Genomic DNA, 24,747 nt, shown 5'->3' with positions numbered 1-24,747 from the left:
TTCACGTTGTTGTCATGGCTGATTCTTCTCGTCTTCCGCTGTATCGCATCCTGCAATCCCAGGGCTTCGGCACGCGCCGCTATTGCAAGGACCTCGTGCTCGCGGGTCTGGTATTCATCAACGGCGTCGAGATGGAAAGCCCTGATGCGCTGGTCGATACCGCTGGCCTGGTGCTGGATGTCGACGGCGAACGCTGGGCGTACCACGCCCGCGCCTATCTGATGCTCAACAAGCCGGCTGGCGTGGAGTGCTCGCAAAAGCCGAAACACCATCCTAGCGTGTACACGCTGCTGCCGGTGCCGCTGCGCGAGCGGGCCGTCCAGTGCGTCGGGCGGCTCGACCAGGACACCACGGGCCTGCTGCTGCTCACCGACGACGGCCAGTTCGTTCACACCATCACCAGCCCGCGCCACCAGGTGCCCAAGGTGTACGAGATCGCCACCGCCGAGCCTGTGACCGATGCGCAGATCGCCCAGTTGTGCGCCGGCGTGCTGCTGGCTGATGAGAATGAAAACGTTGCCGCCGCCTGGGCTGATCGCGTGGACACGCACCACCTGCGCATGGCGCTCACGCAGGGCAAATACCACCAGGTGAAACGCATGGTGGCGGCCGCCGGCAACCACGTGGCCGGACTGCACCGCAGCGCCATCGGCGAGTTGTCGCTGGGCGATCTGGCCCCGGGCGAATGGCGCTGGCTGGAAGCCGCGGACCTGGAGGCTCTGAACACCACGCCGCCGAACGCTGCCGGGGCGAGTGCCTGAAGCGCCACAATGCGCCAAAACAAAAAACCTTGTGCCGAGGGCCGATTCCTCCAAATGAAAGGGGCACCGGCCGGGGGCTTTTGGTAAACTAGTCCCATGGCCTCGCCGGACGCACTTATCAATCTCACGAATCAGTTCCTGATCGCTATGCCCGGCATGGCGGATTCCACGTTTTCGGGCACGGTCGTGTACATGTGCGAGCACAATGAGCGCGGTGCGCTCGGGCTCGTGATCAACCGACCCATCGACATCGACTTGGCGACGCTGTTCGACAAGATCGATCTCAAGCTCGAAATCCACCCCCTCGCAGAACAATCCGTGTACTACGGCGGCCCGGTTCAGACCGAGCGCGGCTTCGTGCTGCACGACGCCACGGGCGCGTATTCATCGTCGCTGGCGGTGCCGGGCGGGCTGGAAATGACCACCTCCAAGGATGTGCTGGAAGCCGTTGCCCAGGGGGGCGGCCCGCACCGCTTCATCCTGACCCTCGGGTATGCCGGCTGGAGCGCCGGTCAACTGGAAGACGAAATCAGCCGCAACGGCTGGCTGACCGTCCACGCCGATCCCGAGATCATCTTCAACGTGCCTGCTGAAGAGCGGTTTGCCGCGGCGCTGAACCTGCTCGGCATCAACCCGGCCATGCTGTCGGGCGAGGCCGGGCATGCCTGAGCCCGCATCGTCGACGGGTCCAGCCACCACTTCCGTGCTCGCAGAGGGCACCTTGCTGGCATTCGATTACGGCGAAAAGCGCATCGGCGTGGCGCTGGGTAACTCGATTACGCGCTCGGCGCGTGCGCTGGAAACCATTCCTAATCGCTCGGTCGATTTCCGTTTCACCCAGATCACGCGGCTTGTGGGCGAATGGCAGCCCGTCGGCTTCGTGGTCGGCATGCCTGTTCACCCCGACGGTGAAGAGCAGCCGATGATCAAGCTCGCCAAGCGCTTCGGCAATCAATTGCACGGCCGCTATGGCCTGCCGGTCACCTGGGTGGACGAGCGTTATTCGTCGATCGCCGCGCAGGACGCCGGTGCCTCCGACGATGTGCTCGACGCAGAAGCCGCGCGCATCATCCTCCAACAGTTTTTCGACGAACACGCATGACATCGCAACAGATCGATGCCGAGGCGCTGTACCAGAGCCTCGTTGCACAACTGCGCACGCGGCTTGCCGACGGCCACGCCTGGTCGGTGGCCGGCATTGTCAGCGGCGGCGCCTGGATCGCCAAGCGGCTGGCGCATGACCTTGGCCTGCCGGAATACGGTGTCGTCAACGTCGCCATGCACCGCGACGACTACGCCAAGAAAGGCCTGCACGCCAAGGCGCAACCGACCACGCTGCCGTTCGACGTGAACGAGCGCCGCATCCTGCTGGTGGACGACGTCCTGGCCAGCGGCCGCACCATCCGCGCGGCCATCAACGAGCTGTTCGACTACGGCCGTCCAGCTGCGGTGGAACTGGCCGTGTTGGTCGATCGCGGTGAACGCCAACTGCCCGTTGCCCCGGATTACATCGGTGAACGCATCATGTTGCCACTCGACGAATCGCTCGTGCTGAGTGAAACCGGCGAGGGCGCTTCGGCCCGCTTCACCTTCACGCGCGAGCCCAAGGGCGCTTGAGTTCGCGCCGCGGCCGCGCCCGCTTTGAACTGACCTGTACTGACCTCGTCGCCCTTCGTTTCTCATGCCCAAGACTTTCGCTAACCCGCAGCTCACGAAAAACGGCGAGCTCAAGCACCTGCTGTCGATCGAGGGGCTGTCGCGCGACATCCTCACGCACGTGCTGGACACCGCGCAGCAGTTCGTCTCCGTATCGGATTCCGACCGCGAGGTGAAGAAGGTGCCGTTGCTGCGCGGCAAGAGCGTGTTCAACCTGTTCTTCGAGAACTCCACGCGCACGCGCACCACGTTCGAGATCGCGGCCAAGCGGCTTTCGGCGGACGTGATCAACCTGAACATCAACGCGTCGTCCACCAGCAAGGGAGAGTCGCTGCTCGACACGATCAACAATCTGTCTGCGATGCAGGCGGACATGTTTGTCGTCCGGCACGCCAGTTCCGGTGCGCCGTACCTGATCGCCCAGCACGTCGCACCGCACGTGCACGTCATCAACGCGGGCGATGGTCGCCATGCGCACCCCACGCAGGGGCTGCTCGACATGTACACCATCCGCCACTACAAGAAGGATTTCTCCAACCTGACGGTGGCGATCGTCGGCGATATTCTGCATTCGCGCGTGGCGCGTTCCGACATCCATGCGCTGACGACGCTGGGCTGTGCCGAAGTGCGCGCCATTGGCCCGCGCACACTGCTGCCGGGTGGGCTGGAGCACATGGGCGTGCGCGTCTTCCACAACATGGAAGAAGGCCTGAAGGGCGTGGATGTGGTGATCATGCTGCGCCTGCAGAACGAGCGCATGAGCGGCGCGCTGTTGCCCTCGGCACAGGAATACTTCAAGGCTTACGGCCTCACGCAGGAGCGCTTGGCGCTGGCCAAGCCGGACGCCATCGTCATGCACCCGGGCCCGATGAACCGCGGCGTGGAGATCGACTCCGCAGTGGCAGACGGCGTGCAATCGGTGATCCTGAATCAGGTGACGTTCGGCATCGCCGTGCGCATGGCGGTCATGGGCATTGTGGCTGGCAACAACGACTGAGATCGATGAAAAACGATTCTGCCGGCCCGGCGTCGACTTGCCGTACTTTTTGTACTGTCTGCGTCGGCGCCGAACCGCCAGAACCGCTTCGCTTCGTTTTTGCATCAATCTCAAAAATATTGAAACGATGAAACTGCATATCAAAGGCGGCCGCCTGATCGACCCGGCCAACGGTATCGACGCACAACAGGACCTGTACATCGCGGCGAGCAAGGTGGTCGGTGTCGGCCACGCGCCGGCGGATTTCCATGCCAACAAGACTATCGACGCGACGGGTTTGGTTGTTTGCCCGGGCCTGATCGACTTGTCGGCCCGCCTGCGCGAGCCGGGCTTCGAATACAAGGCCACGCTCGAATCGGAAATGGCGGCGGCCATGGCCGGCGGCGTGACCTCGCTGGTGTGCCCACCGGACACCGATCCTGTGCTGGACGAACCCGGCCTGGTCGAGATGCTCAAGTTTCGCGCGCGCAACCTGAATCAGGCGCACGTGTATCCGCTCGGTGCGCTCACTGTCGGCTTGAAGGGCGCGGTGCTGACGGAGATGGCCGAACTGACAGAGTCGGGCTGCGTTGGCTTCTCGCAGACCGATGCGCCGATGGCCGACACGCAAGTGCTGATGCGTGCGCTGCAATACGCGCAGACCTTTGGCTTCACCGTCTGGCTGCGCCCCGAAGACCCGTATCTGGGTAAGGGCGGCGTGGCCGCAAGCGGCCCGCTGGCGTCACGCCTGGGCCTCTCGGGTGTGCCTGTCATGGCTGAGACGGTGCGCCTGCATACCATCTTCGAGCTGATTCGTAGCACGGGCGCCCGTGTGCACCTGTGCCGCTTGTCATCGGCCGCGGGCATCGAGCTTGTGCGCCGTGCGAAAGCCGAGGGTTTGCCGGTCACATGCGACGTGAACGTCCACCATATCTCGCTGACCGACGTCGATATCGGCTACTTCAATTCGCAGATGCGTTTTGTGCCGCCGCTGCGCTCCGGGCGCGACCGCGACGGCATCGTGCGTGCGCTGGCCGATGGCACCATCGACGCGATCTGTTCCGACCACACGCCTGTGGATGACGACGAGAAGCTGCTGCCGTTTGCCGAGGCCACACCCGGCGCGACCGGCCTCGAAACCCTGCTGCCGCTCACGCTGCGCTGGGCCACCGAACACAAGGTCGAGCTGTCGAAGGCGCTGGCGCGCATCACCAGCGAGCCGGCTCGTGTGCTGGGCCTGCATGCAGGCTCGCTGGAAGTTGGGGCGATGGCCGATGTGTGCGTGTTCGATCCGGATGCGACCTGGAAACTTGAGCCGCGCGCTCTGCGGAGCCAGGGCAAGAACTCGCCGTACCTGGGCTTCGAGCTGGCTGGCCGCGTACGTGCCACGATGGTCGCTGGCCATCTTGCCTATGACGGGCATTGATCAGCGCGTGGCAAGCGCGCCCAGCGAGGTGAGCACGCCACAGCGCAAGCATGTGCGCCGCAAGCTGCGGTTGCTCGCCCATCTGGCCGAAGGCCTTATCACGTGCGCGCTGCTGTTCTGGTGGGTCAGGCTTGAGACCAAGCAGAGGCTGATTCAGCGCTGGTCGCGCAAGTTGCTCGCGCTGTTCCGTGTCTCGCTCGTTGTGCATGGCGAGCCGGTCGCGGGCAAGGATCTGGCTGGCTCCATGCTGGTGTCCAACCATGTCTCGTGGATCGACATCTATGCGATCAACAGCTGGTACCCACCGCGCTTCGTCGCCAAATCGGAGATTCGCAGCTGGCCAATCATTGGCTGGCTGTGCGCGCAGACCGGCGTGCTGTTCGTCGAGCGCGCCCGCAAGCGCGATGCGCATCGCATCATGCATGTCATCGCCGATGCGATGCGTTCCGGCGATGTCATTTGCGTGTTTCCCGAGGGCACGACGTCGGACGGGCTGCAGCTGCTGCCGTTCCACGCCAATCTGTTTCAGGCGCCTGTTAGCGCTGGCGCACCGATCCGCCCGCTGGCGCTGCGCTATCGCATTGCCGAGACGGGTGAGTTGACGACCATTCCGGCGTATATCGGTGATCTGTCGATGATGGACACGATCAACGCCATGCTGAACGGGCCACCGTTGGTGGTGGAAGTGTTCGTGGGCCCCGCCGTGGCGCCGGAGATGGACCGCCGTGGGCTGGCTGCACATAGTCACGACGCTGTTGCCGCGCTGATCGACCGCGCGGGCTAGGCTACTCGGCTATTTCTTCTTGTGCGCGAGCGGGTCCTGCGCCTGCTCGCAATCCACTTGGATCACGTCACGCCCGGCTGGTGCCAGCGATAGCTTCGCCGCCGTCAGCTTGCCACCCCACACGCAGCCGGTATCCAGGCCCATCACATCGTCGCGCATCACCAGCCCGCGTGTGGACCAATGCCCGAACACGATCGGTGTGCCGCGCGTGCGGCGCCCCGGCACGTCGAACCACGGCATGTGGCCATCCGGAGCGCCATCGGCGTCAGTAGTCTCGAACTCCATCGTCCCATCGGGCTTGCAGAAGCGTAGGCGCGTCAAGGCGTTGATGGTCAGCCGCAGCCGATCCATGCCGACGAGATCGTTGCTCCACTTGTCCGGATGGTTACCAAACGCATCGGCCAGGAAGGTTTTCCAATGTGGGCTGCGCAGCTCCCGCTCCACCGCGCCGGCCAGTTCTAGTACGTCGCCTGTTGTCCACTGAGGCAGGACGCCGGCGTGCACCATCAGGAAGCTGTTTTCGAAGATGGCCAGCGGCTGGTGGCGCAGCCAGGTGATCAGTTGATCGCTATCGGGGGCGGAGAGAATCTCGGCGATGGTGTCTCGCTTGCCGGGTTTTCGCACCCCTGCCGCCACGGCCAGCAGGTGGATGTCGTGGTTGCCAAGGACGGTGCGTGCGCGGCCTGCTTCGCATAGCGAAATGACCTGGCGCAGCGTGGCCAGGGACTCGGGGCCGCGGTTGACGAGGTCGCCGACGAAGCGCAGCACGGCGTTGGCGGGGAGGGCGGCCAGCAGGGTCTGGAGAGGGGAGCAGCAGCCTTGGAGGTCGCCGATGGCGTGGGGGGACGTTGTCACGGGAACGCTGGAATGCACGGCGGCTACGTAAACAGAAGTCGTTGTCCAGGACTGAGAAGTGGGTCTCGGTTCTTACAACGTGCTACAAAATTCTCGGAGCCCCGCGAGGGGGGAGATGGAGGGCAAGATAGAATACGTGGTTTATTGTGACGCGCGGCAGTTCGTTGTCTTGCTGCCCTTGTTGTGGGGACAACCTGGGTGTCAGCACGCTATGGCCCTCATGGCCCGATGATAGGCAGGAGTACAGAGTTTGTCCCATATCCTCGTAACTGGCGGTGCCGGGTTCATTGGCAGTAACTTCGTACTGCAGTGGTTATCTGCCCCGGCCGCTGAAGGCGTGGTCAATGTTGACAAGTTGACCTACGCCGGCCATAGACAGACGTTAGCCTCCGTTGAGGGCGATTCCCGCTATGTCTTTGTGCAGGCTGACATCTGTGATCGCGCGGCGCTGGATCAAGTGTTTGCTGAGTTTCAGCCGCGGGTCGTAGTGCATTTCGCTGCTGAGAGCCACGTTGACCGGTCGATTTACGGACCCGCAGCCTTCATTCAAACCAATCTGGTCGGAACGTTCACGCTGCTGGAGGCTGCGCGAGCATATTGGGCGGGCTTGCATGCCGATTCGCAAGCCGAGTTCCGTCTGCTTCATGTATCCACTGACGAAGTGTTCGGTTCGCTCGGCCCGCAGGATCCGCCCTTCACAGAAACCACCCCGTACCGACCCAGCAGCCCCTACTCAGCCTCCAAGGCTGGGTCAGACCACTTGGTGCATGCCTATCACCACACGTACGGGGTGCCTGTTGTTAAAGCAAACTGTTCGAATAGTTATGGCCCGTATCAGTTTCCAGAGAAGCTGATTCCCAAGATCATCACGCACGCGTTCGAGGGAAAGCTGCTGCCCATTTATGGTGATGGCCTGAATGTGCGTGACTGGATACATGTCGGCGATCTGTGTGCGGCATTACGCGCGATTCTGGCGCGCGGACGGGTAGGTGAGACGTACAACATAGGGGCAAACAACGAGCGTTCGAACCTCCAGATCGTCCACGCGTTGTGTGATCTGCTTGATGAATTGGTTCCCAGGTGGGCTGGCTCGTACAGAGAGCAAATACACTTCGTCGAAGATCGACCGGGTCATGATCGGCGCTACGCTGTTGATGCCAGCAAGATTCATGATGAACTTGGTTGGCAGCCACAAATGGTCTTTGAGGTCGGCTTGCGAAGTACGGTGCAGTGGTTTTTAGATAACCCGGAATGGGTGCGACGTGCCTCGACCCGATTCACAACTGGTTTTCCCTCTGCATGAGAAGTCACACAGGGGCAACGCCGGTCATGCTCGTTATTGGACGTAATGGCCAGATTGGTTTCGAATTGTGCCGGAGTTTATCGACGCTTGGCCATGTGATCGGTTTGGGTCGCACAGATTGTGATCTGGCCAATCCTTCATCCATTCGGCAAGCTGTGAAAAGCATTCGCCCGGATGTGATTGTGAATGCGGCGGCCTACACGGCAGTCGACCGCGCAGAGATGGATGCAGACACCGCCTTTGCCGTTAATGGGGTTGCGCCTGGGATAATCGCAGAAACCGCAAAAGGGCTAGGGAGCTTGTTGGTACATTACTCCACTGACTATGTCTTTGATGGTTTTAAGCCTTCCCCCTATGTGGAAGCGGACGAGCCTCGCCCGCTCTCGGTGTACGGAAGGAGCAAGCTGGCAGGGGAAAATGCGATTGTTGCGACCGGGGCAGCAGCAATTATGCTGCGTACCGGTTGGGTGGCGAGCGCTCGTGGGACAAATTTTGCAAAAACCATACTTGCGCTGGCAAGTGAGCGCTCTCGATTCCAGGTGGTGTCGGATCAGCATGGTGCACCAACAACGGCTTCCGTGGTGGCGGATACCACAGCACAAATCGTTGCACGCTACTGGCGCCACGGACGTCGCGATCAATTCCAGTGCGGTCTTTACCACCTTTCGGCCGCAGGTCAGACGACTTGGCATGCCTACGCATCAGAAATTGTGCGCTATGCCGCAAGTAAGGGAGTGTCTCTCAAGGCTACTCCTTCAAGCATAGAGCCAATTCCCGCCTCGATGTATGCGGCCTTGGCAAGCAGGCCTTCGAACTCCTGCCTTGATACTCATAAACTTCGGGAGGTGTTTGGTGTCTATTTGCCTCACTGGCGAGAATGCATTCATCATTTGCTTGATCAGATAATATTCGATCTATAGTTAAATGCTGCATGAGGTCTTGGTAAAATGCATTTCTTCATCTTTTAAAGACACGATTTTTCTAAATTATAGACAAATGTTTGTGTTGTGTGGCCTTTCTCTCAAATTTTTGATGGTTTAGAGCTGAACCGCGGCAAGGTAATTTTATGGGTAGAGAGTTGAGATGAAGGTGACGCCAACCGAATTGCCGGAAGTCTTGTTGATTGAGCCTGATTCGTTCTTCGATGCGCGTGGATTTTTCTATGAAAGTTTCAATAAGGCTAATTTTGCCAAGGCTACTGGAGTCGATGTCGATTTTGTCCAAGATAATCACTCGCATGGGCGAAAAGGTGTCTTGCGGGGACTCCACTTCCAGGTGGGATCGCCTCAAGGAAAGTTGGTGCACGTGGTTCGCGGCAGCGTTTTTGACGTTGCAGTCGATATTCGAAAAGAGTCGCCAACCTTTGGGCGTTGGGTTGGCGAATTCTTGACGGAGGACAACCGAATGCAAATGTGGATTCCTCCCGGTTTTGCACATGGTTTTCTGGTTTTAAGCGAATTGGCAGACTTTCTCTACAAAGTAACTGACTATTACGCGCCGTCGCGTGAGGGGAGCATTGCTTGGAACGACCCTCAGTTGGGTATCAAATGGCCGCTTTCGGATTCAACTCCAGTGTTGTCGGCGAGAGACCTAGCGGCGAAACCTTTGAGTCAGCAGCGGCTGCTATGACAGGATTGTGGCCTGCTCGGCTATTGAAGCAGACAATTCCAATGGTAGGGCTGCTACGGTTAAAATTACGGGTTGTCCTAAAGGTTCGGGCGCGTCACTACCTAAGGCGATGGTCGGGCAGGCACGGCTGGTTGAACCCTGAGTGGCTGTCTGCGCGTGTCGGTTGTGGCGTTTGGATCGATGGGCTTGTGTCCCGCAAATCAATCAAGGAATGATCCCAATGAAAGGAATTTTGACGATTACCGGCGGTACCGGTTCCTTCGGCAATGCAGTGCTCAAGCGTTTTCTCGACAGCGATATCGACGAGATTCGCATCTTCAGCCGCGACGAGAAAAAGCAGGACGACATGCGTAAGCGCTACGCTAGCTCGAAGCTGAAGTTCTATATCGGCGACGTACGGGATCGCCGCAGTGTGGATGCGGTTATGCGTGGAGTGGACTATGTCTATCATGCTGCTGCCCTGAAACAAGTCCCGTCGTGCGAGTTTCATCCGATGGAGGCAGTACGCACAAACGTTCTGGGGACAGAGAATGTGCTGAGCGCTGCCGTTGACGCCGGAGTCAAGCGAGTTGTTTGCTTGAGTACGGATAAGGCGGTCTATCCCATTAACGCGATGGGCATCAGCAAGGCGTTGATGGAGAAGGTCATGGTTGCTGCGAGTCGCAACCTCGAAGGCACCAGTACCGTCATCTGTGGTACGCGCTACGGTAACGTGATGGCATCGCGTGGTTCGGTGATCCCGCTGTTCGTTGAACAGGTCTTAGCGGGTAACCCGATCACCGTGACGGACCCCACCATGACGCGTTTTATGATGACGTTGGCCGACGCGGTCGACTTGGTTCTTTACGCGTTCGAGCACGGTAACAACGGCGACATTTTTGTGCAAAAAGCGCCGGCTGCAACCGTTGATGTGCTGTCGAAGGCCATTCTGGATTTGATGCGCAAGCCTACCCACCCGGTGAATGTTATCGGTACGCGTCACGGAGAGAAGCTCTATGAAGCCCTCTTGAGCAGGGAAGAGATGGCTTGCGCCGAAGACATGGGCAATTACTTCCGGGTACCGCCAGACGGCCGTGATCTGAACTATGCGAAATTTGTCGAGCAGGGTGAGTCGCGCTTAACAACTAGCGCGCATGGCGAGGACTACAACTCGCATAACACCATGCGCCTAGACGTGGAAGGCATGAAGGCCCTGCTGCTGAAGCTTGACTTCATGCAACGCATTGCGCGTGGAGAGCATGCGGTTGCCGAGGAGTGAACGCATGAACGTTTTAATCACTGGCGCCAATGGCTTCGTCGGCAAGAATTTGCGTTTGCGCTTATCCGAACGCAAGGATGTGCAGGTGCGGTGCTTTACGAGGGAAGATGATGTTGCTCTCTTGCCCGGACTGCTGAGGGAGATCGATTTCGTCTTCCATCTTGCCGGTGTCAATCGTCCTCAGGATCCTGATGAATTCACGGCAGGCAATGCGGAACTGACCCAGGTACTTTGCAAGGCTCTGTGCAGCCAAGCTGATGCAACCGGCCGCAGAATCCCCATTGTTTATACATCGTCAACCCAGGCTGCGTACGATAACCCCTATGGCCGGAGCAAGCGTGGCGCTGAGACGGCCCTGTTCGATGCTCGCCAAAGTCACCAGATCCCGGTGCATGTGTTTCGTTTGCCTAATGTTTTCGGCAAGTGGTGTAAGCCGAATTACAACTCCGCAGTGGCCACGTTTTGCCACAACGTAACTCGCGGTCTGCCAATCCAAGTGAACGATCCGAGTGCGTCTCTCACGTTGGTTTACGTCGACGACGTAGTGGAGCGCTTCGTGCAGCTGATGGACGGCGCCGACGCATCGGTCGATGCCGACGGCTTTGCGCTGATGGCGCCGCAGTTCACGACGACGGTAGGTGAAGTGGCGGCGCATATTCAGTCGTTCAGGGAAAGTCGCGACACGCTGGTGACTGGGCGCGTTGGTACGGGCCTGATTCGAGCACTGTATGCCACCTATGTGAGCTATTTGCCGGTCGAGTCGTTTGCTTACACCGTGCCGCAGTACGGCGATCCGCGCGGTGTGTTTGTGGAGATGCTCAAGACGCCCGATTGCGGGCAGTTTTCGTTTTTTACCGCCCACGCGGGCATTACACGAGGCGGTCACTATCACCATACGAAGACCGAGAAGTTCCTCGTTATCAAGGGCCGGGCGCGTTTCAAGTTCCGCCACATGCATACAGGAGAAACGCATGAACTGGTGACCAGTGGTGCCAAGGCAGAGATCGTTGAGACCGTGCCCGGCTGGACGCACGACATCACCAACATTGGTCAGGACGAGATGATTGTCATGCTCTGGGCCAACGAGATTTTTGATCGAGCCCATCCAGATACTTACACTTGTCCGCTGTAAGCCAGCCGCCCCTACTCAGACACCGATGAAGAAACTCAAAGTCATGACTGTGGTCGGTACCCGGCCTGAGATCATTCGCCTATCACGTGTGATGGCGCGCCTAGACGAACATTGTGACCACGTACTGGTACACACCGGCCAGAACTATGACTACGAACTGAACCAGATCTTCTTTAGTGATCTGGGTATTCGACAACCAGACCATTTTCTCAATGCTGCGGGCGGCGGTGCCGCTGAGACTATAGGCAAGATCATCATTGCTGTTGATGGCTTGCTTGGTCAGGAAAAACCAGAGGCGTTGCTTGTGCTGGGAGATACCAACAGCTGTTTGTCCGTCATACCGGCTAAGCGCCGCAAGATACCGATTTTCCACATGGAGGCCGGAAATCGATGCTTCGACCTCCGCGTGCCGGAAGAGACGAACCGCCGCATTGTTGACCATACTGCGGACATCAACCTGACGTACAGTTCTATTGCACGCGAGTACCTGTTGCGCGAAGGGTTGCCGCCGGACATGGTCATCAAGACAGGCAGTCCGATGGCGGAGGTGTTGACTTATCACACTTCGGCGATCGAGAGATCTGATGTGCTGGCACGCCTAGGGTTAGCCACCGGTCAGTTTTTTGTGGTGAGCGCCCATCGTGAAGAAAATATTGATTCGGATGCCAACTTCGGCAAGCTGGTGAGTGTCCTCAACACTGTCGCTCAGCTATATAACTTACCGGTGATTGTCTCTACGCATCCGCGTACTCAGAAGCGCGTTGATGCACTGGGTATCAAGTTCCACGCTAACGTGCAACTGCTCAAGCCGCTTAGTTTTACCGACTACAACAAGCTTCAAGTCGAGGCGAAAGCTGTGCTTTCGGATAGCGGTACGATCAACGAGGAATCTTCAATCATGAACTTCCCGGCATTGAATTTGCGCGAAGCGCACGAGCGTCCGGAGGGGATGGAAGAGGCTGCTGTGATGATGGTAGGTCTGGAGGCTGAACGCATCGTACAGGGTCTCGAAATCCTGAATGGCCAAGCTCGCGGAGCCACACGCTTGTTACGCCAAGTGGCCGACTACAGTATGCCCAACGTATCGGACAAGGTAGTCCGCATCATCCATAGTTACACAGACTACGTAAACCGCGTGGTCTGGAAGAAGTACTGATAAATGAGCGTACGTGTTCTGCTGTTGACCCAGTGGTTCGATCCGGAACCCACGTTCAAGGGCATCGTATTTGCCCGCGAATTGGTGCGTCAAGGGTTCGAAGTGGAAGTGCTGACCGGTTTCCCGAACTATCCTGGCGGCAAGCTCTATCCAGGGTATAGCGTAAGTTGGTTGCAACGTGAGGTTATCGATGGCATCCGCGTGACGCGTGTGCCGTTGTATCCCAGCCATGATCAATCTGCGATTCGGCGCATCCTAAATTACGTCAGTTTCGCGATGTCAGCGGTGTTTCATGGGCTCTTCTCGATACGGCGTTGTGACGTAATTTACGCATATCATCCGCCACTGACAGTTGGCGTCGCAGCAAGCCTTATTCGGTTGTTCCGCCGAATTCCGGTGGTCTATGACATTCAGGACATGTGGCCGGATACGTTGCGTGCGACCGGCATGATCAGTAACCAAAGGGTACTCCAGGTTGTCGATGCTGTTTGCCGGTGGGTGTACCGCCGCGCCGATCATATCGTTGTGCTGTCACCTGGCTTCAGGCGACTGCTGATTGAGCGGGGGGTGCCCGCGGCGAAGATGGATGTCATCTGTAACTGGGCGGATGAAGCTTCGCTTGGCAACCCTGGTGGCATTTTGCCAAGCGATTTCCCGCAGTCAAACCAATTCCGGGTTGTATTTGCCGGGAACATGGGGAGGGCACAAGCGCTCGACGCCGTTCTTGATGCTGCCGCCTTGTTGCAGTCTCGTACATCTCGCGTCTGTTTTGTTTTTGTCGGCGGAGGTGTTGAGGTTGAGGGCCTCAAGAGTCGCGCATCGGCCCGAATGTTACATAATGTGACATTTATTCCTGCCGTCCCAATGTCCGAAGTCGGTACCCTCCTGAAAGAGGCGGATGCTCTATTGGTTCACTTGCGGCGGGATCCTCTATTTCGGATCACCATCCCTTCCAAAACGCAAGCGTACATGTCGGTCGGTAAGCCGTTGCTCATGGCGGTTGATGGTGATGCGGCTGAGCTGGTCAGGGAGTCGGGCGGCGGCGTAGTCGCTACGTCCGAAAATGCCGAATCAATTGCGCAGGCGGCAGAGTCGCTTGCTGCCTTGTCACCGGATGAGCTGAGGACCTTGGGGCGCCGCGCGCAGGCGTACTACCAAGAGAAGTTGTCGATCAGCGTAGGCGTAGCTCGGTTCGGAAGTATTTTTAGGAAACTTGCTACTAGGCGGCAGCGATGAAGCGTTGCTTTGATTTTTTTGTGGCGGCAACGGCGCTGGTGTTGCTGGCGGGCCCGCTATTAGTGCTGGCAGTTTTTGTTCGCGTCAAACTGGGCAAGCCGGTCCTGTTTTCGCAGGTTCGTCCAGGAAAGCATGGGAAGCCATTTCGCATGGTTAAGTTCCGGACCATGACAAATGAGCGCGGGCCGGATGGAACACTACTCCCGGATGCGGATCGTTTGACGCGCTTCGGTCGATTTTTGCGTGCAAGTAGTCTGGATGAGTTGCCTGAATTGTGGAATGTGCTAAAGGGTGATATGAGCCTTGTTGGTCCGCGACCACTTCTCATGGATTACTTGCCGCTATATTCGTCAGAGCAGGCACGGCGACATGAAGTCCGACCCGGGGTAACCGGGTGGGCACAAGTAAATGGCCGTAATGCGCTGAGTTGGGAGGATCGTCTGTCGATGGACGTATGGTACGTCGATCATCGTTCATTTGCTCTTGATATTCGGATACTTTGGTTGACTGTGCGCAAGGTGTTGATGCGTGACGGCATTAGTGCGGCAGGCGAAGCGACGATGTCAAGATTTACTGGAACGAAGCGCGAGTAAAGCGCCGGTACGCTATGAAGCAATTTGCAATATACGGGGCCAGCGGTTTCGGGCGAGAGATTTTGCCGGTATTGCGTCGACAGTTGCAGGATGCGGAAGCTGATCCATGGGATCTGGTCTTCATTGATGATATGCCGGCAGCGACATTTCAGAACGGTCATCGGGTATTGACGTATAGCCAATGGCTCAACGAATCGACGGGGTCAAAACATATAAGCCTTGCAGTGGCCGACAGCAGTATTCGTAAGTCTCTCGCCTTGCGATGCCAATCGGACGGCATGGCATTCCAACAAATCCGTGCAGAAAGTGCGGTGGTTATGGACGATGTCCAAATTGGCGAAGGCGCCATCCTATGCCCATTTGTGACATTGACCAGCAATGTACGTATCGGACGACACTTTCACGCCAATCTTTACAGCTACGTCGCACACGACTGCGTGATCGGGGACTTCGTTACTTTCGCCCCAGGCGTGCACTGTAACGGCAACATCATCGTGGAAGATCACGCGTACATTGGGACAGGCGCAATTCTCCGTCAAGGTCACGCGGATTCGCCACTCATCATTGGTCATGGCGCGGTTGTGGGAATGGGTGCGGTGGTGACAAAGAGCGTTCCACCGGGCGTTACCGTAGTCGGTAACCCGGCGCGAGTCCTGAAGCGTTGACCAATAGACTTAAGATTTAGACATAGAGATAAGAATGCTTAATACACCATTTTCTCCATGGCCAAATTTTACCTCAGAAGAGGCCGACGCTATTCAGCGCGTGCTTTTGTCGAATAAGGTGAATTACTGGACTGGTACGGAGTGCCGCGACTTTGAGAGGGAGTTTGCCGCTTGGGTTGATACGCGCTATGCCGTCGCACTTGCTAACGGGACGCTCGCATTGGATGTGGCGCTAAACGCGTTAAATGTTGGTCCGGGCGACGAAGTCATTGTCACCCCACGGACATTCATCGCCAGCATTTCGTGCGTCGTGAATGCTGGAGCTACACCTGTTTTTGCTGATGTTGAAGAAGACAGCGGCAATATCTCTGCGGACACCATCCAGCGCGTGCTGACGCCTCGTACGAAGGCGGTAGTGTGTGTTCACCTGGGAGGTTGGCCCTGCGATATGGACCCTATCATGGGGTTGGCGGACCAGTACGGTTTCAAAGTGATCGAGGACTGTGCACAGGCACACGGTGCAAGCTACCGAGGGCGCAGCGTAGGCTCCATTGGCCATATCGGTGCGTGGAGTTTCTGTCAGGACAAAATCATGACCACTGGCGGAGAGGGGGGCATGGTCACGACCAACGATGAAGCGCTGTGGCGCGCCATGTGGTCTTTCAAGGACCACGGCAAGAGCTATGAAGCGGTATATGAGAGGCAGCATCCGCCGGGTTTCCGTTGGCTGCATGAGAGTTTCGGCACCAACTGGCGCATGCTGGAAATACAGGGCGTAATCGGGCGCATTCAGTTGCGCAAAATGGCTGCCTGGACCAGGCAGCGTACCATCAACGCGGAGGCCATCTGGAATACATGCCGGCGCTTTCCCGCGGTTCGTGTGCCCGAAATTCCCACCGGCAGTATCCATGCGCACTACAAGTGCTACGTCTACGTCGATGCGGACCGGCTGTCAGTAGGCTGGACTCGTGATCGCATCATAGAAGAAATCTGTGCTGCAGGTGTGCCTTGTTATCAAGGCTCATGCTCGGAAGTGTATTTGGAAAGAGCATTTGATGGTACGGGCTGGCGGCCGTCAGAGCGTTTGCCTGTGGCGCGCGCTTTGGGCGAAGGCAGCCTGATGTTTCTTGTTCATCCGACACTCACCGAGGCTGAGATCACTAAGACCTGCAAGGCAATCGCCGATGTCCTGGGGCGGGCCTCTAAGTGAACAAATTGATCGCTCCTCTTCTTACGTTACCACGGACTGCCAAGCGGTTCGTCGTGGTGGCGCTGGATTTGCTCCTCGCTGTGGTTTCGGTCTGGGTAGCGTTCTACTTGCGTATTGATCAGAGCGGCTTGCCCCACCAGCAGCAGAAGTATGTGTATTTGCTGGCGCCAGTATTGGCATTTCCGCTCTTCGTGCGTTTCGGGCTTTATCGAGCCATTTTTCGCTATACAGGAATGGCTGCGCTCGCGAGCACGGCTAAAGCAGTGGGTATCTACGGTGCGTTATTCTTCGGCACGCTTCTTTTCTTCAAATGGGATGGTGTGCCGCGTAGCGTTGGTTTAATCCAGCCGATGTTGTTTCTGCTATTGGTTGGTACAAGTCGGGCTATGGCGCGCTTTTGGTTGACGGGGCGTCCAGCGAAATCCCGCCAATGGGAAGGGCGTCTCTTGATCTATGGCGCAGGCGACGCTGGTGTACAGACGGCATCTGCTCTTGCAGTGGGGCAGCAGTTTGCGTTATTAGGATTTATTGACGAGGATCCATCTAAGGTTGGACGCACTATTAACGGCCTGGACATCATTGGCCCCGACGAGGTGAGCGATGCAGTTAGCCGGATGGGCATAACCGACATCCTGTTGGCAATGCCGTCGCTGGGTCGCGCGCGGCGCAATGCCATCATTGCGAGTTTGCGTGAGTTGCCGGTGCATGTCCGTACGCTTCCCGGGATGGCCGATCTCGCTTCGGGTCGTGTTACCGTACGCGACTTCCAGGAGCTTGATGCTGAGGACTTGTTGGGCCGGGCTCCGGTGCCCCCCGATGCGGCACTACTCGCCCGCAATTTGTCGGGCAAGACGGTGCTTGTGACTGGTGCCGGGGGGAGTATCGGTAGCGAGTTGTGCCGCCAGATCGTGATGGAAAAGCCGCGCAGGCTAGTGCTGGTGGAGCATAACGAGTTCGGTTTATACACCAGCCACCGGGAACTGGAAGGGTTGTGCACGGAGCACCATTTGGCTGTCGAAATCGTCCCGCTGCTGGCGAGCGTGAGCAAGCTTGGGCGTTTGCGCGAGATTTGCCAACTATATCGCCCAACGACGGTCTATCACGCGGCGGCGTACAAACACGTGCCCTTAGTGGAGGCCAATCCGGCAGAAGGTGTTCTAAACAATGTGTTTGGTACGCTCAATATGGCGCGAGCGGCCATGGAGAGCGGCACTGCGTACTTTGTACTAATTTCAACCGACAAGGCAGTGCGGCCCACCAACGTGATGGGAGCTACCAAGCGCATGGCTGAGTTGGTGTTGCAAGCGTTGGCCGCAAATCGAACTGTAGAGTTCAATGCACTTGATGGTTCCTCGAAGGCAACCGTAGACAATCAGACCGTTTTTGCTATGGTCCGCTTCGGCAATGTGCTCGGCAGTAGCGGCAGTGTGGTGCCTCTATTTCGCCGACAGATACTGGAAGGTGGTCCACTTACAGTTACCCACAAAGACGTGACGCGCTATTTCATGACGATTCCTGAGGCCGCGCAATTAGTCTTGCAAGCCGGTGCGATGGCACATGGCGGTGAGGTATTTGTTCTTGATATGGGACAACCTGTGAAGATCATTGATCTTGCTCGCCAGATGGTGAAATTGTCAGGACTCACGGTACGAGACGAACAAAACTCGGCTGGTGATATAGAAATTAGGGTTACAGGTTTGCGCCCAGGCGAGAAGCTCTACGAGGAGTTGTTGATTGGTGACAATCCCGAAGCAACGGCGCACGAACGAATCATGAAAGCTCGAGAGGACTATGTGCCTTGGAAGGATTTTGAGCCGGTACTAGCAACATTGCAGAGCGCGGCGGAGTGGAATGACCAAGATCTAATCAAGGACATCCTTAGCGAACATGTCCATGGATATGGACTCCAACAGGCAAAGGAGTGTCAAATTACCGAGGCCCTCTAGATACCACGTGCGATGCAGGCAGATTTTGAGGAAGTCTCTGTCAAAGAGCGCATGGCCGAGCGTCTTCCGACGGGAGGATTTGGCGGCGGCAACCGATAAGGGCCTGCATTGTTAGAATCAGAAGAACTCTTCCTCCCGAAAAAGTCCTGCATGAGCAGCATCCACCCCACCATCTTCAAAGCCTACGACATCCGCGGCATCGTCGGAAAAACCGTCGATGCTGACACCGCACGCCTCATCGGCCGTGCCTTCGGCTCCGCAGCACGCGCCAAGGGCGAGTCCGCAGTGGTGATCGGCCGCGACGGCCGCCTGTCCGGCCCCGAACTTCTGGCAGCGCTGGCAGACGGCCTGCGCGCGAGCGGCGTCGATGTGATCGATCTGGGTCTTGTCGCCACGCCGATGGTCTACTTCGGCACGAACATCGAACTGGCCGGGCGTCGCGCTACCTCGGGCGTGATGGTCACGGGCAGCCACAACCCGCCGGACTACAACGGCTTCAAGATGGTGCTGGCAGGCCAGGCCATCTATGGAGACCAAATCCAAGCGTTGCGCACGCGCATCGAGCAGGGCGATTTCACGGAAGGCGCCGGCGACTACGTCCAGGTGGACATCCGCCAGCAGTACATCGACCGAATCGTCTCGGACGTTAAGCTGAGCCGCCCGATGAAGATTGCGGTGGACTGTGGCAACGGCGTGGCAGGTGCTTTTGCGCCGGAGCTGTTTCGCGCGATGGGCTGTGAGGTGACGGAGCTGTTCTGCGAAGTGGATGGCCATTTCCCGAACCACCATCCGGATCCGGCCCACGTTGAGAATCTGCAAGACCTCGTGCGCACGCTGCAGACCACGGATTGTGAACTTGGCCTCGCCTTCGACGGCGATGGCGACCGCTTGGGCGTGGTCACCAAGGACGGCCAGGTGATCTTCCCAGACCGTCAGTTGATGCTGTTTGCGCAGGAAGTGCTGTCGCGCAACCCAGGCGGTGAAATCATTTTCGACGTGAAGTGCACGGGCAAGCTGGCGCCGTTCATTCGTGAGCACGGCGGCAAGGCGACGATGTGGAAGACCGGCCATTCGCTGGTCAAGGCCAAACTGAAGGAAACGGGCGCACCGCTGGCCGGCGAGATGAGCGGCCATATCTTCTTCAAGGACCGCTGGTACGGCTTTGATGACGGGCTTTACACGGGCGCGCGTCTGCTGGAGATCGTTTCGCGCTTGGCAGACCCGAGCGCCACGCTCAACGCGCTGCCGAATTCGCACTGCACGCCTGAGCTGCAACTGAAGTGTGCCGAGGGTGAGTCCTTTGAGCTGCTCGACAAGATCAAGGCCAACGCCACGTTTGCAGGCGCTAAGGAAGTCAATCGCATCGATGGCGTGCGCGTGGAATACGAAGATGGCTTTGGCTTGGCGCGCCCGTCCAACACCACGCCAGTGGTGGTGATGCGTTTCGAGGCCGACAACGATGCCGCGATGGCGCGCATCCAGGGCGAATTCCGCCGCGTGATCCTGGCCGAGAAGCCGGACGCGCAACTGCCGTTCTGATCGCACGGTCCGCGCTCATGAAGTTGGGGGAAAGGGTAACGGCATGCGTGTGCTGATCGTCAAGGTATCGTCGCTTGGCGATGTGGTGCATTGCACGCCGGTCGTGGCCGATATTCTGCGGGCCTATCCGGATGCCGAGATCGACTGGGTGGTTGAAGAAGGCTTCGCGGGTATTGTCCGCATCGTGCGCGGCGTGCAGGGTGTGATTCCGTTTGCGCTGCGGCGTTGGCGCAAGTCGCTCGGAGCCGGAAAAACGTGGGGTGAGATGGCGGCGTTCCGCCGTGCGTTGCGCGCCAATTCGTACGATGCTGTGCTGGACACGCAGGGGCTCATCAAGACTGCTCTCATTGCCGCGCAGGCCAAGCTGACATCGGGTGGTTTCGTGGCGGGCCTTGGCAATCGTACGGAAGGCGCCGGCTATGAGCCGCTCGCCAAGCTGTTCTATCAGCGCAAGATCGAGATGGAGCCGCGCGTGCACGTGGTCGAGCGCTCGCGCCGCATGGTGGCGGAGGCACTCGGTTACGCGCTGCCCGATACCATCGATTTCGGTTTGCAGCCGCCGGCCGACTTGCCGTTCAAACTGCCGCGCCCGTACGTGGCGCTGGTGCATGCGACTTCGCGTGCCGATAAGGGGTGGCCGCAGGCGGCGTGGGTTGACGTCGCGCGCGAGTTGTTGGCACGCGACTACGCCATCGCGCTACCGTGGGGCAGTGAAACGGAGCGGCGCACGAGTGAATCCATCCGCGAAGCCATCGTCGCTGCGGCGCCGGGCATGGTGGGGCGCGTGGTGATTCCGCCGCGCATGTCGCTGCCCGATGTGACGGCGTTTCTTGATCAGGCGACTGCGGTAGTAGGTGTGGACACCGGTCTTGTGCACATTGCTGCAGCGCTGTGCAAGCCGACGGTGGCGCTCTACAACTTCACCACGTCGTGGCGCACGGGCGGTTATTGGACGCCCAATGTGCACGACCTCGGCAGCGCCGAGGCCCATCCCACCAGCGCGCAAGCGCTTGATGCGCTGCGTGCGCTGGGTGTGCTCTGATGCTCCGCGTTCTGTATCGCTGGTTGTGGCGCATCGCGCTGCCGTTCGCGCTGCTGCGCCTGTGGTGGCGCGGCCGCAAGGAGCCCGGTTATCGCCAGCACGTCGGCGAGCGGCTCGGCTTCTACTCGCCACGCCCGAATCCGGATCGTCCGTTGCTGTGGGTGCATGCCGTGTCCGTTGGTGAGACGCGTGCCGCGCAGCCGCTCATCGATGCGCTGCTTGCGCGCTTTCCCCATCACGCCGTCCTGCTGACCCACATGACGCCGACAGGTCGCCGCACCGGCGCCGAATTTGCGGCGCAACGCAACGGCCGCGTCATCCAGGCGTATCTGCCGTACGACTTGCCGAGTGCTGTCGATCGGTTTCTGCGTCATTTCCAGCCGCGCCTTGGTTTGCTAATGGAGACCGAGATCTGGCCGGTGCTGATTGAGCGCGCCTATGCCGCTGGCGTGCCGATGGTGCTCGTCAACGGACGCCTGTCTGCGCGCAGCCACCGGCGTACGGCGCGCCTTGGCGATGCAGCGCGCCAGACGTACGCGCAACTCGCGGCCGTGTTGGCTCAGACGCCTGACGATGCCGATCGTTATCGCTCGCTTGGCGTGCCACGTGTGCGCGTCACCGGGAACCTGAAGTTCGACATTACGCCGCATGTGGACCAGATCATGGCCGGTCGCGTGCTGCGTGATGCGCTGCGCGGTCGGTCTGCATGGGTGGCGGCCAGCACGCGTGAGGGCGAAGAGGCCCTGCTGCTGGACGCGTGGCAAGCGCATCGCGCGCAGCATGTCGGACGCCGGCATGCCTTGCTGATTCTCGTGCCGCGTCATCCGCAGCGTTTTGATGAAGTGGCCCTGGCGGCCGAACGCGTAGGCTTGCGCGTCGTGCGTCGCAGTGCATTGTCGGTGTCTGCTGCAGGCGTGGCGGATGCCGATGCCCTTGCTGATGCCGATGTCCTGCTCGGCGACTCGATGGGCGAGATGGCGCTGTATTACGCGGCGGCGGAAGCGGCGTTCATCGGCGGCAGCTTGCTTCCGCTTGGTGGGCAGAACTTGATCGAGGCCTGCGCGGTCGGCACGCCCGTGGTCATCGGGCCACACACGTTCAACTTTGCGCAGGCGACGCGCGATGCGGTCGCTGCGGGTGCATGCGAGCAGGTGGAAGACGCCGCTGGTGTCATGCGTGTGATCGACGCGTGGCTGTCGGATGCCGACGCGCGTGAGAGCGCATCGCGCGCCGCGCTGGCCTTTGCCGCCACACACGGCGGCGCGACGGCGCGCACGGTGGAAGCGGTGGCCTCCTTGGTGTTGCCGACGCTGTAAGGCGCAGTGCATGTCCGGCACGAAAAGTGCGAACTCATTGCGAGCCGGGCAGACTAACGGCTCTTCATGTGGTTTGCATTCCGTCACCGTTCACGACCCGTTCATGTCCCTACCGAATCGTCCCAAGCCGAGCCTGCTGCGAACGCCGCGCCGTGTGGTGCTGACCGCCATGGCGTTGGCCGCAGTAACCGCCGCCACCATCATCGGTGCCGGCTGCATGACGCCGACACCTTCATCCACGCCCGCTGTGGCGGCCCCCGTAGCCGCGTCAGCGCCGGCCGCTGAAACCAAACAAACACCCGCTAGCGCAGCGCCCAATCCGGGCCAGGCGACACTCGCGCAAGCGCAGGGCGAAGGCCGCTCGCGTTTCGTGCTCGTGCGTTGGCAAGAGTCGGGCGCCGCGCCCAAGGAATTGCCTTCCGCCGAGGGCGACGATGCTGACCCGGCTACGCAGCCGATCTCGATCGAATTCAGTGGCGGCCTGGAGGCGGCCAACGGCGTGGTGTCCGGCTACTCGGGCTGCAATCGGTTCTCGGGGCCGTACGAGAAGCTCGCTTCGGGCATGCGCTTCGGCAACCTGGTGTCAACGCGTATGGCGTGCGACCCGGCGCGTATGGAGCTGGAGACTGCGTTCCTGGAGGCGCTCAAATCGCCCCTGGCGACCGTCGGTATGCAGCCCTCGGCCAACGGCAAGCAAGGCCGCCAAGTCATCTGGAAGACCACGAGCGGCGCGTTGCTGCAGTTTGCCGAGCGGCCGCTGCCGCCGCGCGGCCAGACACACTGATCAGCGTTTGGCCGATTTGCCGGCACGTTTCGCCAGTTCGGGTTTGGCGCTTGCCGGCGGCAACGCGGTGATATCGCTCGAACCGTTGGCTGTGAGCAGCGTGTTCACTTGGATCACGTCTGCCTCACTCAACGAGCCGGCGGCAGACTTCAGCCGCAGCCCGTTGACGATGGTGTCATAACGCGCGCGTGCCAGATCGCGCCGCGCCTGAAAGAGCTGCGCCTGTGAATTCAGCACGTCGGTGCCGATGCGCACGCCCACCCCGTAGGCAAGCTGGTTGGAGTCGTACGCTGTACGCGCCGACAGCTCGGCCGCTTCCAGCGCTTTGACCTGCGCCAGTCCTGCGATGACGCCGATGTACGCTTGCCGTGCGCCTTGCTCGGCAGAGCGGCGGGCAAATTCGAGGTCGTTCGCGGCCTTGGTTTCCAGCGCGATGTTCTCACGCACGCGCGACTGGATCGCACCGCCCGCAAAGATCGGAATCGACACCTGCACGCCAATCTGTGAACTGTCAAAACGCGCGCCCCCGGGCAGCGAGGGCAGATATTGGTTACCGCTCGCATTGGTGTGGCCGGTCTGCGCCACCAGATCGACCGAAGGCAGATGACCTGCGGTCGCCTTCTTCACATCGCGCTCCGCGCTTTGCAGGTTGTACTGCGCCAGCGCCACTTGCAGGTTGCTGCTGCGCGCTTGGTCCACCCAAGGCTCTGCTGAAGCCGGTTCAGGCTGGGGGATCGTGACGCCTGGACGCACGCCGGCCAGCGTGCCAACGGGCTCCCCGATGATCTGCTTGAGCGCCGATTGTTTGATCTCAAAGTCGCTGCGTGCGGCGATGACGCTGGCGTCGATGGCATCGCGGCGGGCCTGTGCGTCATTTGCGTCAGTGATGTTGGCGTTGCCAACGTCGAAGTTGCGACGCGCTTGTTCGTACTGCTGCTGGATCGCATCGCGTTGCGCGGTGGCGAGCTGCAACGTGTCCTGCGCGTTGAGCACGTCAAAGTAGGCCTGCGCCGTACGCGTGATGAGGTCGAGCTGCGCTTGCGCGAGCGAGGCCTCGGCGGCCTGCGCAGCAATTTCGCCTTGCTTGTAGGTTTCCCAGCGGTCCCAGCGGAAGAGCGGCTGCGACAGCGACAGCGTCCAGCCCGTCGACGAGAACGTCTTGTTGAATTCGGCCGGAGCGGTTTGATCAAAGATGACGCGCGTGGAACTCCAGGCGCCGCCGATCTGCGGTAGCAAACCGGCTCGGCCTTGCGTGAGCTTCTCGCGTTGCGCGAGCGACTGCGCACGGGCTGATGCGAATTGCGGATCGTTGGCCAGCGCGGCGCGGTAGGCAGAGAGGAGGTCGGTCGCGGTCGCCGTGTTCGGTTGGGGCTGCGCCCACGCGAACATCGGCATCATGGAACAGCACAGCACAACAAGCGAACCGCGCGCGGCCATCCGCGTACGGCTACTGCGAGCAACAGTCATAAAGCCCCCGAGC

The 24,747-nt window shown here is 59.6% G+C and carries 24 protein-coding genes; 22 read left to right on the top strand and 2 right to left on the bottom strand.

Annotated features, from left to right (window positions below; all coding sequences use genetic code 11):
• The first annotated feature begins 14 nt into the window (after positions 1-14).
• The 7 genes from BG83_RS0109105 to BG83_RS0109075 all read left to right on the top strand — a co-directional run bounded on the left by BG83_RS0109105 (position 15) and on the right by BG83_RS0109075 (position 5,603).
• Positions 15-761 carry a pseudouridine synthase gene (locus tag BG83_RS0109105; protein ID WP_024976422.1) on the top strand — a complete coding sequence of 249 codons (747 nt, stop codon included), beginning with the start codon at positions 15-17 and terminating at the stop codon, positions 759-761.
• 96 nt (positions 762-857) lie between these two features.
• Positions 858-1,430 carry a YqgE/AlgH family protein gene (locus tag BG83_RS0109100; protein ID WP_024976421.1) on the top strand — a complete coding sequence of 191 codons (573 nt, stop codon included), beginning with the start codon at positions 858-860 and terminating at the stop codon, positions 1,428-1,430.
• Positions 1,423-1,863 (top strand): Holliday junction resolvase RuvX, encoded by a 441-nt coding sequence (ruvX, locus tag BG83_RS0109095; RefSeq protein ID WP_024976420.1) that lies wholly within the window; start codon positions 1,423-1,425, stop codon positions 1,861-1,863. The genes BG83_RS0109100 and ruvX overlap by 8 nt, the downstream gene beginning before the upstream one ends.
• Positions 1,860-2,378 carry a bifunctional pyr operon transcriptional regulator/uracil phosphoribosyltransferase PyrR gene (pyrR, locus tag BG83_RS0109090; protein ID WP_024976419.1) on the top strand — a complete coding sequence of 173 codons (519 nt, stop codon included), beginning with the start codon at positions 1,860-1,862 and terminating at the stop codon, positions 2,376-2,378. Before ruvX ends, pyrR begins: the two co-directional genes overlap by 4 nt.
• Before the next feature lie 64 nt (positions 2,379-2,442).
• Positions 2,443-3,414 (top strand): aspartate carbamoyltransferase catalytic subunit, encoded by a 972-nt coding sequence (locus tag BG83_RS0109085; RefSeq protein ID WP_024976418.1) that lies wholly within the window; start codon positions 2,443-2,445, stop codon positions 3,412-3,414.
• A 127-nt stretch (positions 3,415-3,541) separates the two neighbouring features.
• Positions 3,542-4,819, top strand: coding sequence for a dihydroorotase (locus tag BG83_RS0109080; RefSeq protein WP_024976417.1), 1,278 nt, complete (start codon positions 3,542-3,544; stop codon positions 4,817-4,819).
• Entirely contained in the window at positions 4,806-5,603 is a 798-nt protein-coding gene (locus tag BG83_RS0109075) for a lysophospholipid acyltransferase family protein (RefSeq protein WP_024976416.1), read from the top strand. The genes BG83_RS0109080 and BG83_RS0109075 overlap by 14 nt, the downstream gene beginning before the upstream one ends.
• 9 nt (positions 5,604-5,612) lie before the next feature.
• Here the strand turns inward: BG83_RS0109075 and BG83_RS0109070 are convergent, their stop codons facing one another.
• Positions 5,613-6,458, bottom strand: coding sequence for a symmetrical bis(5'-nucleosyl)-tetraphosphatase (locus BG83_RS0109070; protein ID WP_419177595.1), 846 nt, complete (start codon positions 6,456-6,458; stop codon positions 5,613-5,615).
• Positions 6,459-6,708: 250 nt separating this feature from the next.
• Here BG83_RS0109070 and rfbB point away from each other — a divergent pair, with 250 nt between their 5' ends.
• The 15 genes from rfbB (at position 6,709) to BG83_RS0108995 (ending at position 23,267) form a co-directional block, all read left to right on the top strand.
• Positions 6,709-7,761 carry a dTDP-glucose 4,6-dehydratase gene (rfbB, locus tag BG83_RS0109060; RefSeq protein ID WP_024976414.1) on the top strand — a complete coding sequence of 351 codons (1,053 nt, stop codon included), beginning with the start codon at positions 6,709-6,711 and terminating at the stop codon, positions 7,759-7,761.
• Positions 7,758-8,681: a dTDP-4-dehydrorhamnose reductase gene (gene rfbD, locus BG83_RS28635; RefSeq protein WP_024976413.1), complete on the top strand. Its 924-nt coding sequence runs from the start codon at positions 7,758-7,760 to the stop codon at positions 8,679-8,681. Before rfbB ends, rfbD begins: the two co-directional genes overlap by 4 nt.
• A gap of 163 nt (positions 8,682-8,844) precedes the next feature.
• A complete protein-coding gene (gene rfbC, locus BG83_RS0109050; protein ID WP_024976412.1) occupies positions 8,845-9,390 on the top strand; it encodes a dTDP-4-dehydrorhamnose 3,5-epimerase in 546 nt (181 codons plus the stop codon).
• Positions 9,391-9,610: 220 nt separating this feature from the next.
• Positions 9,611-10,648 carry a polysaccharide biosynthesis protein gene (locus BG83_RS0109045; protein ID WP_152543684.1) on the top strand — a complete coding sequence of 346 codons (1,038 nt, stop codon included), beginning with the start codon at positions 9,611-9,613 and terminating at the stop codon, positions 10,646-10,648.
• 4 nt (positions 10,649-10,652) lie between these two features.
• Complete coding sequence (gene wbjC / locus BG83_RS0109040) at positions 10,653-11,780, top strand: UDP-2-acetamido-2,6-beta-L-arabino-hexul-4-ose reductase (RefSeq protein WP_024976410.1); 1,128 nt, start codon at positions 10,653-10,655, stop codon at positions 11,778-11,780.
• Between the two features lie 25 nt (positions 11,781-11,805).
• A complete protein-coding gene (gene wecB / locus BG83_RS0109035; RefSeq protein ID WP_024976409.1) occupies positions 11,806-12,936 on the top strand; it encodes a non-hydrolyzing UDP-N-acetylglucosamine 2-epimerase in 1,131 nt (376 codons plus the stop codon).
• Between the two features lie 3 nt (positions 12,937-12,939).
• The gene (locus tag BG83_RS27715) at positions 12,940-14,172 is read left to right on the top strand and encodes a glycosyltransferase family 4 protein (RefSeq protein WP_037031661.1); all 1,233 of its coding nucleotides are present in this window, start codon (positions 12,940-12,942) and stop codon (positions 14,170-14,172) included.
• Entirely contained in the window at positions 14,169-14,765 is a 597-nt protein-coding gene (locus BG83_RS28630) for a sugar transferase (protein WP_080693662.1), read from the top strand. The genes BG83_RS27715 and BG83_RS28630 overlap by 4 nt, the downstream gene beginning before the upstream one ends.
• 14 nt (positions 14,766-14,779) lie before the next feature.
• Positions 14,780-15,430, top strand: a complete 651-nt coding sequence (locus tag BG83_RS0109025; RefSeq protein ID WP_024976408.1) for an acetyltransferase — start codon at positions 14,780-14,782, stop codon at positions 15,428-15,430.
• A gap of 34 nt (positions 15,431-15,464) precedes the next feature.
• Positions 15,465-16,640 carry a DegT/DnrJ/EryC1/StrS family aminotransferase gene (locus BG83_RS0109020; RefSeq protein WP_024976407.1) on the top strand — a complete coding sequence of 392 codons (1,176 nt, stop codon included), beginning with the start codon at positions 15,465-15,467 and terminating at the stop codon, positions 16,638-16,640.
• A 5-nt stretch (positions 16,641-16,645) separates the two neighbouring features.
• The gene (locus tag BG83_RS0109015; RefSeq protein ID WP_024976406.1) at positions 16,646-18,586 is read left to right on the top strand and encodes a polysaccharide biosynthesis protein; all 1,941 of its coding nucleotides are present in this window, start codon (positions 16,646-16,648) and stop codon (positions 18,584-18,586) included.
• A gap of 150 nt (positions 18,587-18,736) precedes the next feature.
• Positions 18,737-20,125 carry a phosphomannomutase/phosphoglucomutase gene (locus BG83_RS0109010; RefSeq protein WP_024976405.1) on the top strand — a complete coding sequence of 463 codons (1,389 nt, stop codon included), beginning with the start codon at positions 18,737-18,739 and terminating at the stop codon, positions 20,123-20,125.
• Positions 20,126-20,168: 43 nt separating this feature from the next.
• On the top strand, positions 20,169-21,167 hold the full coding sequence (gene waaC, locus BG83_RS0109005; protein ID WP_024976404.1) for a lipopolysaccharide heptosyltransferase I: 999 nt from the start codon (positions 20,169-20,171) through the stop codon (positions 21,165-21,167).
• Positions 21,167-22,483: a lipid IV(A) 3-deoxy-D-manno-octulosonic acid transferase gene (gene waaA / locus BG83_RS0109000; protein WP_024976403.1), complete on the top strand. Its 1,317-nt coding sequence runs from the start codon at positions 21,167-21,169 to the stop codon at positions 22,481-22,483. The genes waaC and waaA overlap by 1 nt, the downstream gene beginning before the upstream one ends.
• Positions 22,484-22,586: 103 nt before the next feature.
• Positions 22,587-23,267, top strand: a complete 681-nt coding sequence (locus tag BG83_RS0108995) for an META domain-containing protein (protein WP_024976402.1) — start codon at positions 22,587-22,589, stop codon at positions 23,265-23,267.
• Here the strand turns inward: BG83_RS0108995 and BG83_RS0108990 are convergent, their stop codons facing one another.
• On the bottom strand, positions 23,268-24,704 hold the full coding sequence (locus BG83_RS0108990) for a TolC family outer membrane protein (RefSeq protein ID WP_024976401.1): 1,437 nt from the start codon (positions 24,702-24,704) through the stop codon (positions 23,268-23,270).
• Positions 24,705-24,747 lie beyond the last annotated feature (43 nt).

Origin of the sequence: Ralstonia pickettii, assembly GCF_000607165.1 — a bacterium.
Classification (GTDB): domain Bacteria; phylum Pseudomonadota; class Gammaproteobacteria; order Burkholderiales; family Burkholderiaceae; genus Ralstonia; species Ralstonia holmesii.
This window is presented reverse-complemented; position numbering and strand designations above follow the sequence as displayed.